Annotated in this window: 15 protein-coding genes; 4 read left to right on the top strand and 11 right to left on the bottom strand. The window is 62.8% G+C overall.

Going from position 1 to position 13612, the window contains the following annotated elements:
- From IPK09_11965 to plsY, 9 genes are all read right to left on the bottom strand, one after another.
- On the bottom strand, positions 1 to 594 hold the full coding sequence (locus tag IPK09_11965; protein ID MBK7984329.1) for a thermonuclease family protein: 594 nt from the start codon (positions 592 to 594) through the stop codon (positions 1 to 3).
- Positions 548 to 1420 (bottom strand): S-formylglutathione hydrolase, encoded by an 873-nt coding sequence (gene fghA, locus IPK09_11970; GenBank protein MBK7984330.1) that lies wholly within the window; start codon positions 1418 to 1420, stop codon positions 548 to 550. Before fghA ends, IPK09_11965 begins: the two co-directional genes overlap by 47 nt.
- 13 nt (positions 1421 to 1433) lie before the next feature.
- Positions 1434 to 2543, bottom strand: a complete 1110-nt coding sequence (locus IPK09_11975; protein MBK7984331.1) for an S-(hydroxymethyl)glutathione dehydrogenase/class III alcohol dehydrogenase — start codon at positions 2541 to 2543, stop codon at positions 1434 to 1436.
- A gap of 40 nt (positions 2544 to 2583) precedes the next feature.
- Positions 2584 to 3858 carry a bifunctional O-acetylhomoserine aminocarboxypropyltransferase/cysteine synthase gene (locus tag IPK09_11980; protein ID MBK7984332.1) on the bottom strand — a complete coding sequence of 425 codons (1275 nt, stop codon included), beginning with the start codon at positions 3856 to 3858 and terminating at the stop codon, positions 2584 to 2586.
- A gap of 55 nt (positions 3859 to 3913) precedes the next feature.
- Positions 3914 to 4888, bottom strand: a complete 975-nt coding sequence (thiL, locus tag IPK09_11985; protein ID MBK7984333.1) for a thiamine-phosphate kinase — start codon at positions 4886 to 4888, stop codon at positions 3914 to 3916.
- Between the two features lie 49 nt (positions 4889 to 4937).
- Entirely contained in the window at positions 4938 to 5324 is a 387-nt protein-coding gene (locus tag IPK09_11990) for a hypothetical protein (protein MBK7984334.1), read from the bottom strand.
- A 67-nt stretch (positions 5325 to 5391) separates the two neighbouring features.
- On the bottom strand, positions 5392 to 6609 hold the full coding sequence (gene fabB / locus IPK09_11995) for a beta-ketoacyl-ACP synthase I (GenBank protein MBK7984335.1): 1218 nt from the start codon (positions 6607 to 6609) through the stop codon (positions 5392 to 5394).
- An 11-nt stretch (positions 6610 to 6620) separates the two neighbouring features.
- A complete protein-coding gene (gene fabA / locus IPK09_12000) occupies positions 6621 to 7136 on the bottom strand; it encodes a 3-hydroxyacyl-[acyl-carrier-protein] dehydratase FabA (GenBank protein ID MBK7984336.1) in 516 nt (171 codons plus the stop codon).
- Between the two features lie 177 nt (positions 7137 to 7313).
- Positions 7314 to 7922 (bottom strand): glycerol-3-phosphate 1-O-acyltransferase PlsY, encoded by a 609-nt coding sequence (gene plsY / locus IPK09_12005; protein ID MBK7984337.1) that lies wholly within the window; start codon positions 7920 to 7922, stop codon positions 7314 to 7316.
- Positions 7923 to 8023: 101 nt separating this feature from the next.
- On the opposite strand from plsY, the gene folB reads away from it, so the two are divergent.
- Complete coding sequence (gene folB / locus IPK09_12010; protein ID MBK7984338.1) at positions 8024 to 8380, top strand: dihydroneopterin aldolase; 357 nt, start codon at positions 8024 to 8026, stop codon at positions 8378 to 8380.
- Positions 8377 to 8874, top strand: a complete 498-nt coding sequence (folK, locus tag IPK09_12015; protein ID MBK7984339.1) for a 2-amino-4-hydroxy-6-hydroxymethyldihydropteridine diphosphokinase — start codon at positions 8377 to 8379, stop codon at positions 8872 to 8874. The genes folB and folK overlap by 4 nt, the downstream gene beginning before the upstream one ends.
- 34 nt (positions 8875 to 8908) lie before the next feature.
- Here folK and IPK09_12020 read toward each other — a convergent pair whose 3' ends face one another.
- Entirely contained in the window at positions 8909 to 9601 is a 693-nt protein-coding gene (locus IPK09_12020; protein MBK7984340.1) for a TIGR04211 family SH3 domain-containing protein, read from the bottom strand.
- Positions 9602 to 9894: 293 nt separating this feature from the next.
- On the opposite strand from IPK09_12020, the gene IPK09_12025 reads away from it, so the two are divergent.
- Complete coding sequence (locus IPK09_12025) at positions 9895 to 11118, top strand: SAM-dependent methyltransferase (protein MBK7984341.1); 1224 nt, start codon at positions 9895 to 9897, stop codon at positions 11116 to 11118.
- Between the two features lie 95 nt (positions 11119 to 11213).
- On the top strand, positions 11214 to 12650 hold the full coding sequence (locus tag IPK09_12030; protein MBK7984342.1) for a glutamate--cysteine ligase: 1437 nt from the start codon (positions 11214 to 11216) through the stop codon (positions 12648 to 12650).
- Between the two features lie 79 nt (positions 12651 to 12729).
- On the opposite strand, the gene IPK09_12035 is transcribed toward IPK09_12030, so the two are convergent.
- Positions 12730 to 13605 (bottom strand): hypothetical protein, encoded by an 876-nt coding sequence (locus tag IPK09_12035; GenBank protein ID MBK7984343.1) that lies wholly within the window; start codon positions 13603 to 13605, stop codon positions 12730 to 12732.
- Positions 13606 to 13612: the final 7 nt, after the last annotated feature.

Below are 13612 nucleotides of genomic sequence, written 5' to 3' on the forward strand. Positions count from 1 at the left end.
TTATCGTGGGTTCAACCGCCGCCAGGTCGCCGGGTCTTGCTGGCCGCCTGCTTTTGCCCAGATGCCGCGCCGGGCCTGTTTGGCTTCGGCCTGAGCCTGCTGGTAATCCGGCGAATGATTGTACTGTTGGTAGACCACCGCCTGCCCCAACCGGACCATTTCCAGACCCAGATCGCGCTCGTTGGCGACCACTTGCGCGACGGTCCGAGCGTAACGGTCATGATCCATCACCCGCAAGCTGATCGATCCGGAGCGCGGCAACAAGCCGCGCAACGCCTCGCGCGACCGGTCGCCCCACGGCTCTTGCTTCATTTCCGGCGCGTCGATGCCAAATACCCTGACCTTGACCTCGCCCACGGGACAGCTCGCAACAAACGTATCACCATCGTAGATCGCTTTGACGGCACAGACCAACTCCGCTCCCTGGACCGTGGCCGACGGTAGCGCCTTAGGCTCGTGCAGGACGTAGCTGATGCCCACGACAGCCGCCGTCAACCCTCCCACTATCCAGGGGGAACTGGTTTTGCGGCGACGGGTGCGGTTCAGTTCACCGCGCAGGGTTTTTTGCAGCAGCTTCAACAGTTCCTGATTCACGGAGCTTGTCGGCATGGTAGGCGAGATGTTCGCCGATGAAGGTGGCGATGAAGTGGTAGCTGTGATCGTAACCCTCCTGCCAGCGCAAGGTCAGCGGAAACTTGCGGGCCGCGCAGATCCGCTCCAGCGAGTTCGGATGTAACTGCTGGGCGAGAAATTCATCGTCCGTTCCCTGATCGACCAGCAACGGCAAGGCCGCCGCGCCGTCCTCGATCAAGCGAGTGGCGTCGTAAGCGGCCCAGGTCTCACGGTCATTGCCCAAATAGGCTTTGAAGCAACCTTGCCCCCAACCGCAGGCCATCGGGTGACAGATCGGCGCGAAGGCGGACACCGACCGATAAAAACCCGGCTCCTTCAACGCACAAATCAGCGCGCCGTGGCCGCCCATCGAATGACCGGTGACGGCGCGCGCGCCGGTCAGCGGCAGTTTCGCCTCAACCAGCGCCGGCAACTCGCGGGTGACATAATCGTACATGTGGTAATGGTTCGACCACGGCGCTTGGGTGGCGTCGACGTAAAACCCCGCGCCCTGACCGAGATCGTAGCGTTCCGGCACGTCCGGCACGTCCGCGCCGCGCGGGCTGGTGTCGGGGATGATCAACGCCAGCCCGAATTCCGCCGCATAACGTTGCGCTCCGGCCTTGACCCGGAAATTGTCGTCGGTGCAGGTCAGGCCGGACAACCAATAGACCGCCGGGACTTTTTCCTTTTCGGCGATGGGCGGCAAATAGACCGAAAAAGTCATGTCGCAATCGCAAGCGTGCGAGCGGTGGCGGTAACGGTTCAGCCGGCCGCCGAATTCCTTGATCGACTCAATGTGCTCCACCGGCGCGACCCCCCTAGAAAATGATGACGGAACGGATGCTCTTGCCCTCGTGCATCAGGTCGAAGGCGGTGTTGATGTCCTCCAGCGGCATCGTGTGCGTCACCATGCTATCCAGCTCGATCTTGCCCTGGAGATAGCTCTCCACGTAACCGGGCAACTGAGTGCGGCCCTTGACTCCGCCGAAGGCGGTGCCTTTCCAGGTACGGCCGGTGACCAGTTGGAACGGACGGGTGCGGATTTCCTGGCCGGCTCCGGCCACGCCGATGATGGTGGCGACGCCCCAGCCCATATGACAGCACTCCAAGGCTTGCCGCATCACGTTGACGTTGCCGATGCACTCGAAGGAATAATCCACCCCGCCGGCGGTCATCTCTTTGATGGCTTCAACCAGATCGCCGCTGACATCCTTCGGATTGAGGGTGTCGGTCGCGCCCAAGGCGGTCGCCATGGCGAATTTATCGGGATTGAGATCGATGGCGATGATCCGCCCGGCCTTCGCCATCACCGCGCCCTGAATCACCGACAGGCCGATGCCGCCGAGGCCGAACACCGCCACCGTCGCGCCCGGCTCGACCTTGGCGGTGTTCAACACCGCACCGATGCCGGTGGTGACGCCACAGCCGAGCAAGCAAACCTTGTCCAGCGGCGCGGCCGGATTGATCTTGGCCAGCGCGATTTCCGGCACCACGGTATATTCGGCGAAGGTCGAGCAGCCCATGTAGTGAAACAGCGGCTGGCCCTTGCAGGAAAAACGGCGGGTGTGATCGGGCATGTAGCCGGTCCAGACCGTGGCGGCGATGGACTGACACAGATTGGATTTGGTGGAGCGGCAATACGCGCACTCGCCGCACTCCGGGATATAAAGTGGGATGACGTGATCGCCGGGCTTCAAACCCTTGACGCCGGGGCCGCATTCCACCACCTCGCAGCCGCCTTCATGGCCCAGAACACACGGAAACGCCCCCTCGGGATCGTCGCCGGACAAGGTGAAAGCGTCGGTGTGGCAGACGCCGGTCGCCACCACCTTCAGCAATACCTCGCCGTCCTTCGGGCCTTCCACCTCCACCTGTTCGATCGCCAGCGGTTTTTTCGGCTCCCAAGCTACGGCGGCGCGCGCTTTCATGGCTTCGATTCCTCAAATGATTGTGGCTTGTCGGATGCGGCTACTTCGCCGCCGCCAGGGCTTGTTCCAGATCGGCGAGGATATCGTCGATGTGCTCGATACCGATGGACAGCCGCACCAGATCTTCGCTGACGCCGGCTTTGGCCAACTCCGCCGGCGACAGTTGCCGGTGGGTGGTGGTCGCCGGATGGCAGGCCAATGACTTGGCGTCGCCGATGTTGACCAGCCGGGTCACCAGTTGCAGCGCGTCGATGAACTTGGCCCCGGCTTCGCGCCCGCTCTTGATGCCGAAGCTCAAGATGCTGGAACCGCGTCCGCCCATGTATTTATCCACCAGGGGCTTTTCCGGGCTGTCGGAAAGCGCCGGGTAGTTGACCCAGGCCACTTGCGGGTGATCGCGCAGATACTCGGCCGCTTTGACCGCGTTTTCGCAGTGGCGGTCCATCCGCACCGGCAACGTCTCGATGCCTTGCAGGATCAGGAAGCTGTTGAACGGCGAAATCGCCGCGCCGGTGTTGCGCAGCGGCACCACCCGCGCCCGGCCGATGAACGCCGCCGGTCCCAGCGCTTCGACGTAGACCACGCCGTGATAGGACGGATCGGGTTCGTTCAAGCGGGCGAAACGCACCTTGTGCTGATCCCACGGAAAGCGGCCGGAATCGACGATGACGCCGCCGATGCTGGTGCCGTGGCCGCCCATGTATTTGGTCAGGGCGTGCACCACGATATCCGCGCCGTGCTCGAACGGCCGGCATAAATAAGGCGTCGGCACGGTGTTATCGACGATCAGCGGCACGCCCTGAGCGTGCGCGATATCAGCCAAGGCCCCAAAATCCACCACGTTGGCGGCCGGATTGCCGATGGATTCGCAAAACACCGCCTTGGTCTTGCCATCGATCAGCCGGCCCATGGCCGCCGTGTCGCGATAGTCGGCGAAACGGACTTCGATGCCGTAGCGGGGCAGCGTGTGGGCGAACAGGTTATAGGTGCCGCCGTACAGGCTCGACGTGGTGACGAGGTTATCGCCGGCTTCGGTAATCGTCATGATCGCATAGGTGATCGCCGCCATGCCGGAGGCCACACCCAGCGCTCCGACGCCGCCCTCCAGCGCCGCCACCCGCTGCTCCAGCACGGCGGTGGTCGGATTCATGATCCGGGTATAAATGTTGCCCGGCACTTTCAAATCGAACAGGTCGGCGCCGTGCTGGGTGTCGTCGAAGGCGTAGGAGGTGGTTTGATAGATCGGAACGGCGACGGCCTTGGTGGTCGGTTCCGGGGTATAGCCGCCGTGAATGGCGATGGTTTCGATTTTCATGGCTGCGGATTCCGTCGGTGATCAAGGAAGGACATAAAAAGTCTGGCTGCTAAATTCAGGAAAGGAAGTGGTCATAGCCCAACCGCTCCAAATGAAAGGCTGAGCCCTCAGCGCCAACCAGCCGCAAACCCGCCTCGGCCGTGATCGCGCCGATGCGAGTGCAACGACAATCCCACGCCAGCACCGCGCTTTCCAATTGCGAAACCCGCTCCGCCGGCACGGTGAAGCATAGTTCGTAATCGTCGCCGCCAGATAATGCGGTGGCGAACGCGACCTCACGGTCGAGGCTGGCGCTCAGCGCCGGTGACAGGGGCAGGCGATCCACCTCCAGCCGCGCGCCGGCCCCACTCCGCTTGAGAATATGGCCGAGGTCTTGCGCCAGCCCGTCGGAGATGTCGATGGCGGCGCTGGCGACTCCGCGCAACGCCACGCCTTGCGCGATGCGCGGCTGCGGTCGTTCCAACCGGGCTTGGAGATAGTCGCGATGCTCGGCGGCGACGGTGGTTTTGCCGTAAGCCACCGCCAGCGCCAAACCCGCATCGCCCGGCGTGCCGGTGACATAAATCCCATCGCCCGGCTTCGCTCCGTCGCGACGCAACGCCAAACCGGGCGGCACGAAACCGTGCGCTTGTAAGGTGATGACGGTCGTCGGTCCGTGCGTGGTGTCGCCGCCGACCACTTCCAGTTCGTAGCGGTCCGCCAGCGCGAACAACCCCCGGCGGAAGCGCGCCAACCACGCCTCGTCGGCCTGTGGCAACACCAACGCCAGCGTGGCCCAAGCCGGCGTCGCGCCCATCGCCGCTAGATCGCTCAAATTCACCGCCAGCGTCTTGTGGCCGATGCCTTCCGGGTCGGCGCCGGCAAAGAAATGCACGTCCGACACCAGGGTATCCAGCGTCACCACCAGTTGTTGGCCGTCGGGCGGGAGCAGCAGGGCGCCATCGTCTCCGATCCCCAGCGCCACGTCGGCGCGGCGCACCCTCTGCGCGGAAAAATAGCGGTCGATCAGGGAAAATTCGGATGCGGGCATCAGAGAGCCGGGGCTCCGCCCGCTCTCTCTAAGGCCGGATCGGCAACCCTCATTGGCGCTGCCAATCCCGGCGGGAGGAAGAGATGGTGACGGTGAAACCGGCCACCACATCGCTCAGCGCCATGAGCATGATCAGGAAGAACGTGATGTTGGCCATGCGCGGCATGACCAGCAATTCGATCAAGGCAACAATGAAAACCACCAGCGAGAGCACATGATTGAGAATGGCGCCGCTGGAACTGCTGGTCGCGCGGTAGACTTCGACACACAACAGGATCAAGCCGAGCACCAGCAGCAGGTCGCCACCCCGGAACGGCAGCGTCGCGCCGGACAGCAGCGGTAACTGAAACCGCACCGCCTCCAGCCAAGCCGGCGCGGTCAGCGCAAACAGCGTGTACACCACCACGACAATCGCAAGCAAGGGAAAACTGGCCATCACTTCTTCTCCACGGCAAACAACAAGGCCGCCTTGGGAAAGGCGGCCCGGTCACGTCGGCTGCGCTTCAGGCCGCCAACCGGCGGAACACCAGCGTGGCGTTGGTGCCGCCGAAGCCAAAGCTGTTGGACATCACCACCTTGAGGTCGGCGTCATCGACCCGCTCCCGGACGATGGGAAAACCTTCCGCCGCCGGATCGAGGGTTTCGATGTTGGCCGAAGCCGCGATAAACCGATTGTCCATCATCAGCAGCGAATAGATCGCCTCATGCACGCCCGCCGCGCCCAAGGCGTGACCGGTCAGCGGTTTGGTGGAACTGATCGGCGGTATCCGCTCGCCGAACATCTCGCGCAGCGCCTCCAGTTCCCGGATGTCGCCGACCGGCGTGCTGGTGCCGTGGGTGTTGATGTAATCCACCGGCTCGCCGACGCCTTCCAGCGCCTGTTTCATGCACCGCAAGGCGCCTTCGCCGGACGGTTGCACCATGTCGTAACCATCCGAGGTCGCGCCGTATCCGACCAGTTCGGCATAGATCCGCGCGCCGCGCCGGCGCGCGTGCTCCAGCTCCTCCAGCACCACCACCCCGCCGCCGCCGGAAATCACGAAGCCGTCGCGGTTGGCGTCGTAGGTGCGCGATGCGGTCCGCGGCGTGGCGTTGTACTTGGTGGAGAGCGCGCCCATCGCGTCGAACAGGTGGCTCAGGCTCCAGTGGACTTCCTCGCCGCCGCCGGCGAACACGATGTCTTGCTTGTTCCACTGAATCAGCTCGGCGCCGTGGCCGATGCAGTGCGCGCCGGTGGCGCAGGCGGAGCCGATGCTGTAATTCACGCCCTTGATCTTGAAGGGCGTGGCCAGACAGGCGGTGGTGGTGCTGCTCATGGTGCGCGGCACCATATACGGCCCGACCCGTTTCAAGCCCTTGTTGCGCAAAAGATCGGCGGCCTCGACCATATTCTGCGGGCTGCCGCCGCCGGTGCCGGTCACCAGCCCGGCGCGCGGGTTGGACACCAGCTCCTCCGGCAGCCGGGCATCTTCGATGGCCTCGCGCATGGCGATGTAGTTGAAGGCGGCGGCATCGCCCATGAACCGCAAGATTTTGCGGTCGATCCGCGCCGCCAGATCGAGCCGGATGGGGCCGCGCACGTGCGAGCGCAAACCCATCTCTTTGTAATCTTCCGCGAATTCCAAGCCGCTGCGGCCTTGGCGCAGCGATTCCAACACTTCCCAGCGGTCGTTGCCGATGCTGGATACGATACCGATACCGGTAATCACCACCCGTCTCATCGTCGCTATCCTCAAAAGCCGTCGGTCGAGGTGAACAAGCCGACCCGCAAGTCTTTGCCGGTATAAATGGTCCGGCCGTCGACTTCCAGGTTCGCGTCGGCGATACCCATAACCAGTTTGCGCAAAATGACCCGCTTCATCTGAATGTGATAGGTCAACTTTCTGGCTTCGGGACGAACCTGGCCGGTGAACTTCACTTCACCGCAACCGAGCGCCCGGCCCCGCCCCTGGCCTCCCATCCAGCCCAGAAAAAATCCGACCAGCTGCCACATCGCATCCAGCCCCAGACAACCCGGCATCACCGGATCGCCGATAAAGTGGCAGCCAAAAAACCAAAGATCGGGATGAATATCCAGTTCCGCGACGATCTCGCCCTTGCCATACTGCCCGCCTTCGGCGCCGATGTGGACGATGCGATCCACCATCAACATATTCGGCAACGGCAACTGCGCGTTACCGGGACCGAACAACTCGCCGCGGGCGCAGGCGATCAATTCTTCGCGACTGTAGCTGGATTGTTTGAGCACGATCAGAAATACCCTTATATATCATCGAACTTGGAACAGCGGGATGCGGCCGACACCTTAAATGACAAATTATAAGGGTTTTTTTTGCCGCACGGCCAATAAGTCCACCCTCGATCCGGCCTAACCGCACCCGATGAATCCCAGGCATACATCGTTCTGAACACCACCCGAGGCCCCTCAGGAGCGGTCGGTACCGATTTTACCCTCGGTGCCGGCCAACAAGTTGCGGATGTTAGAACGGTGCCGCCAGATCAACAAGCCGACCATGACCAAAACGGCGGCGAGATAGCCGCCCGGCAGACCAAACCACCAGGCGAACAACGGCGCCAGCGCCGCCGCCGTCAAGGCCGACAGCGAAGAAACGCGCACGACGAAGGCCATGAACAGCCAAGTCACCAACGCCGCCAGCGCCACTGGCCAGGACAGGGCGAGGATAACACCGAATGCGGTCGCCACTCCCTTGCCGCCTTCGAAACCAAAGAACACCGGATATAAATGCCCCAAAAACGCCGCCAGCCCAGTCAGCGCCAGCCCGGTCTCCTCCAGCCCCGCCAGCCGGGCCAGCAGCACCGGCGCCAAGCCCTTGAGAAAATCGCCCGCCAAGGTGATGGCGGCGGCTTTCTTGCCGCCGAACCGCAGCACGTTGGTGGCCCCAGGATTGCGCGAACCCTCGCTGCGCGGATCGGGTAGGCCCATGATCCGGCAAACGATGATGGCGGTGGACACAGAGCCCGCCAGATAGCCCAAAACGACCGAAAGGACGGTCGCGAATAGAGAGGTCGTCATCGATAGATCCAGCGGTGCCGAATAAACGATCGGTCCCGGATGAGGTCGGGCCGGACTGCGGTGTTTACGTTAAGATAAACCACCCTGTGCGGACTTCCATCATGGATATCATTTTCATTCACGAACTGCGCGTGCAAACCCTCATCGGCGTTCATCCCTGGGAACGCGAGAACCGCCAAAACCTGCTGCTCGACGTGGAACTGGGCGCCGACACCCGCGCGGCGGCCGTGACCGACCGACTCGATGATACGCTGGATTATCAGGCCGTGGCCCGACGAATCGACGAGTTCGCCAGCGCCAGTTCCTTCCAGTTGGTGGAAACCCTGGGCGCGCGGATCGCCGAACTGCTCCAGCGGGAATTCAACGTCCCCTGGCTGCGGCTGACCCTGCGCAAGCCCGGCGCGGTGCCCGGCACGCGCGCAGTCGGCATCATCATCGAACGCGGTGTCCGAACTTGAAGGAGAAGGTCTGGGTCTGCGTCGGCATCGGCAGCAATATCGAACCGGAGCGACATATTCGAGCCGGGTTGGCGGAGCTGCGCCGGCGCTTTAGCCCGCTGACCGTTTCCACCGTCTACGCCAATCCGGCCATCGGCTTTGTCGGCGACGATTTCCTGAACTTGGCGGTGAAATTCGCTACCGACTGGTCGGTGCGGGCGGTGGCCGCCGCGCTGCGCGAGATCGAAACCGTCCACCAACCCCGCGGGCAGGGAACTAAATTACTACCGCGCGCCCTAGATCTGGATTTGCTGCTTTATGGCGATCTGGTGCTGCATGAGAACGGCATCCGCGTTCCCCGCGAAGAAATCCTGCGTTACGCCTTCGTATTGCGGCCGCTGGCGGAAATAGCCGGCAACCGCCGCCATCCGCTGCTGGGCGTCACTTTCGCCGAACTCTGGGCGCATTTCGACCGGTCGCGGGAACTCTTGCGGCCCGTCGATCTGAAGCTGTAACCGCAGGCTAAGCGCCGGTGCCGACCGTCAAAGCTTACAGCTGGCTCCATTGCACGCGGCGCTGTTCGCGGATTTTAGGCATCAACAGGGCGACCAACAGCACCGCACCCAACAACACCGCACCCATCAAAAACCGGACGGTGCCGTTGTCGTTCCGCAGCGCCTGATTTTCCTGTTGAATGATTTGCAGCTCGCGCTCCAGAGTGACGGTCCGTTCTTGCAAGGCTTTGTTACGCTCGTCGATCGCCACGGTATCGGAGGCCACCTTGCGATACTGCGCCAACTGCTGGCGCAGGCGTAGCGCTTCCTCGTACAGTTGTGAATAGCTGAGCTGCTCGCTGTCTGGCCGGCCGGCCGCGCCGTCGACATGCTGCTGGAGATCGGCGTGGCGCGCTTCCAGTTGGCCCAGTTCCTGACGGACCTCCAGCAACTGCTCCCGACTGCTGGGCGTCTCGGTCAACTGATCGCTGGAAATCCAACCTCTGGCGCCTGAAGACGCCCGAATCTGGGTATAACCCTTCACTGCGTCGGCCTTCAACACGGTGACGGCCGAGCCGCTGCGAACCGCGCCCACGATCTTGTAGCGGTTGGAAGCGCCCGCGCGCAGCGGTACCTCGACCATATCGCTGACATAGGCCGTAGTTCGGGATTGGGGCTGAGATTCCGGCTGGGCCTGGACTGGAACGGCGGCGAACGGCAGCACCACCAGCCCTAACAATAGAGTCACTAAGAGCTTCATGGGAAACGACGGCCAATAGCAGTAACAGCGATGATCGACAATAACAAGGTTTAGATGATTTTACCTGTTTGCAGCGGCTGTTTATATCGTTAAATACCATAATGACGTTTAAATATTCCTGAAACAGCCCCTAGAAAATTTAACGGGTTTCACACCTTCGCGATCCGCGTTTGTGGTAAAAGTTCGGCCAAACCAGCATCCGCATTTTTGACTCTCATCACCTTACTACGCACAGGAACGGCTTCCAAGCCGATCGTCCAAACCCGCTTCGAACCCGTTTTATGGCGACCACCCGATCCACCGACCGTCACACGACTCTGCCGGAGCCCGATCCCGCCGCCAGCGCGCACAGCGCTCGCCTGTTGGAGCGGATTCGTTCCGAAATCGCCACAGGCGGCGGCGCGATTTCCTTTGCCCGCTTCATGGAACTGGCGCTTTATGCGCCGGAGCTGGGCTACTACCGCGCCGGAACCCGCAAATTCGGCCCCGGCGGTGATTTCGTCACCGCACCGGAACTGTCAGCGCTGTTCTCCCGCTGTCTGGCCCGGCAGTGCCGGGAAATACTGGATGCGATCGGCGGCGGCGCGCTGCTCGAACTGGGCGCTGGCACCGGCATCATGGCGGCCGACCTCTTGAGCGCATTGCGCGCGTCAAACGCGCTGCCGGACCATTACGCGATTCTGGAGGTCAGCGGCGAACTGCGCGAACGCCAGCGCCAAACCTTGGCCGAACGAGCGCCGGATTTACTGGAGCGGGTCCGCTGGCTGGACGCCCTGCCCGATCCTGGTTTTCGGGGGGTAATCCTCGGTAACGAGGTCGTCGATGCGCTGCCGGTCGAGCGATTTCGCATCACCGCGAACGGGCCGCGCCGGTTGATGGTCAGCTGGACGCAAACCGCGCCTCTAACGGGCTTGGCGAACGGGTTGGCTTGGACCGAAGGCCCGGAAGATCCGGCCGTGACGGACGCCGTGGCGCGAATCCAGAGCGCTAGCGGCTGGCCTCTGCCGGAAGGGTATACCTCCGAGTACGTCCCTCACTTGGCGGACTGGGTGCGCGCCATCGCCGAACCGCTGGCGGCCGGGGCTTTGCTGCTGGTCGATTACGGTTATTCGCGCCGAGAATACTACCACCCCGAACGAACCGACGGCACCCTGCTCTGCCACTACCGCCACCGCGTCCACGCCGATCCGCTGCTGCTGCCGGGCCTGCAAGACATTACCGCCAGCGTCGATTTCACCGCCGTGGCCGAGGCGGGACAAGCGCTCGGACTGGCGCTGGCCGGCTACACCCACCAGAATTATTTTCTGTTCGGCTGCGGGTTGCTGGATTTGCTGGCTGAAGTCGATCCCGCCGACCTGGTTCACTATCTGGAACAGGCTCGTCAGGTCAAAGTGCTGACGCTGCCCGGCGAAATGGGCGAACGTTTCAAAGCCATCGCTCTGACGCGCGGCATCGATGCTTCACTGTGTGGTTTCTCGTTTCGGGACGAACGACACCGGCTATAGTTGACACGAGCGACCGATTTTGTTCGGTTGCCTCTCCTGTCCGTCGGGCGCAGCCAAGGATCGCGGACGGCCATCCCGATCTGGAGGGCTGGAACATGGGTCAGGGCATAGCGCGATCGCAGTTCAACCCGCGAGATTTCCAACGGTTTCAGGCGCGGTTGCGCGAAGAAACCGCCCAGTTGGCCGACTGGTTCCGCGCGGGACGGTTTGCGCCGACCAGCGGCGTCGGTGGTTTCGAGATCGAAGCGTGGCTGGTGGACCGGCAAGGACGGCCCGCGCCGTTCAACCAACGCTTTCTGGAGCGGCTGGCCGACCCGCTGGTGGTGCCGGAACTGAGCGTGTTCAACATCGAACTCAACACCCCGCCGCTACCCTTGCGCGGGCCGGCGCTGCGCCAGATGCACGCCAGCCTCGAATGCCTCTGGCAACGCTGCCAGCATGTCGCCGCTGGTTTGGCGAGCACGGTCATGCTGATCGGGATTCCGCCAACCTTGCAAGCGGACGATTTGACGCTCGATCACATGTCGGATCAGGAGCGTTTTCGAGCCATCAACGCGCAAATCCTGGCGCGGCGGCGCGGCCGTCCGATGGAGCTGACGATCCATGGGATCGACACCCTGCAACTGACTCATCCCGATGTCATGCTCGAAGCAGCCACCACCTCGTTTCAAACGCATTTGCAGGTTGCGGCGGCCGACGGCCCGGCGTTTTTCAATGCCGCTTTGGCGGTGACCGCTCCCATGGTGGCGGTGGCGGCCAACTCGCCTTTGTTGTTCGGCAAGCGCTTGTGGCAAGAAACCCGCATCCCGCTATTCGAACAGGGGGTAGCCTTGGCGGGCGGCGAAGCGTCGGACGATCCAAGCCATCCGCGAGTCAGTTTCGGCAGCGGCTATGTCAAAGAGTCGCTGCTGGCATTGTTCGACGAAAATCTGAGGCATTATCCAGCGCTGCTGCCGGTCGATTTGAGTGCTGAACCGCTGGAAAACTTGCCTCATCTACGCCTGCATAACGGCACCATCTGGCGCTGGAACCGACCGTTGCTGGGTTTTGAAGCGGATGGGACGCCGCACCTGCGCATCGAGCATCGGGTGATGCCGGCCGGCCCCAGCATTCCCGACACCATCGCCAACGCGGCGCTGTATTACGGATTGGTCCACGGCTTGGCGCGCGAACGGCCGCCTGTCGACACGCTGCTGGAATTCGCCCAGTGTCGGGCGAACTTCTACGCGGCCGCGCGGGACGGTTTGGCCGCGAACGTGATCTGGCTGAACGGTCGCACCCTGCCGTTGCGGCAACTCGTGCTGGAGGAACTGCTGCCGTTGGCCCGGCGTGGGTTGCTGGCGCTGGAGATCGATACCGCGGATGCCCGTGACTATTTGGCCATCATCGCCGCGCGGGTGGAAACCGGCCGCACCGGCGCCGGGTGGCAGCGAGACTTTTTCATCCGGCATGGCACCGATCCGACCGCGCTGACTCTGGCGTATCTGGACCGGCAGCGCGGCGGTTTGCCGGTCCATGAATGGCCATGCTGAAGTAGCCAATCGAACAGGCCGGATCAGACAGAAACGCTCGGCCACTCCCAGCAGCGCCCGGACGCGTCCGAGAGGCCCGCTAGCAATCCGCCCGATCTGATTGCCGAGACAAGGAACCACCGCTGACGCTAGCCCGCCACTGCTCCTGCACTTCTAGGATTTCGGCTTCCTCGGCGCCGCCTTGGAACACATCGTTCCAAGCCACATACAACAGAACGCCCAGATAAACCGGCAACGGTAGCGCTAGCACCTGAGCGATGACGGAAAACACCGGATAAAACGGCAAGGCCAGCAGCGCCAGCCCGCCCAGGCCCAGCACCAGAAACAGCCATGGATTGAGTTGCATGGCCAGCGCGCTACGCCGCCAGCACACCGAAAGCGGCAGCTCGCGAAACAGTTGCAGCGGCACGGTAAAAATGCCCAGCACGATTTGCAGGATCAATAGCAGGCTACCCAACACGCTGAGCTGGGTCCCCAGAATGGTCCCGGCGATGCCGAAGGTTGCGGAGGGTGGTGTTGGAGAGCCACCGCTGGCGGCGTCGACCGTCAATAGCTGATCCTGCACCCAATACGCCAGCAGATAACCTTGCAGCAGCAACAAAAATAAAAACAGCGCGGTTTTCGACAGCGCCTTGAGTGCGGTTCGATTGAACAGTTGGTTCGACGCCGGTTGCCGCTTGCGATTGACCGCTCTGGCCAGACCGCAGGCCAAGGTCACGGTCAGGCTCAACGGCAAGCCATAGCAGAACATCGTGGCGATCAGTGTCACCCAACCGCCGGCCAGCGGTAGCCACCACTCCCACACCGGCAGCGCCAGCAGCAGCGCGCTGCCGGTCGGTGCGAACAACGCCACCGTCACGAACAGCCACGGGCGCCGTCGCATCAGTTGCCACGCCTGTATCAACCAATTCCAGCCATCGCGCGGAGTCAGCGTCCGGGGTCCAAAACCACGCATCGTCACC

Source organism: Candidatus Competibacteraceae bacterium, from assembly GCA_016713505.1.
Lineage (GTDB): Bacteria > Pseudomonadota > Gammaproteobacteria > Competibacterales > Competibacteraceae > Competibacter_A.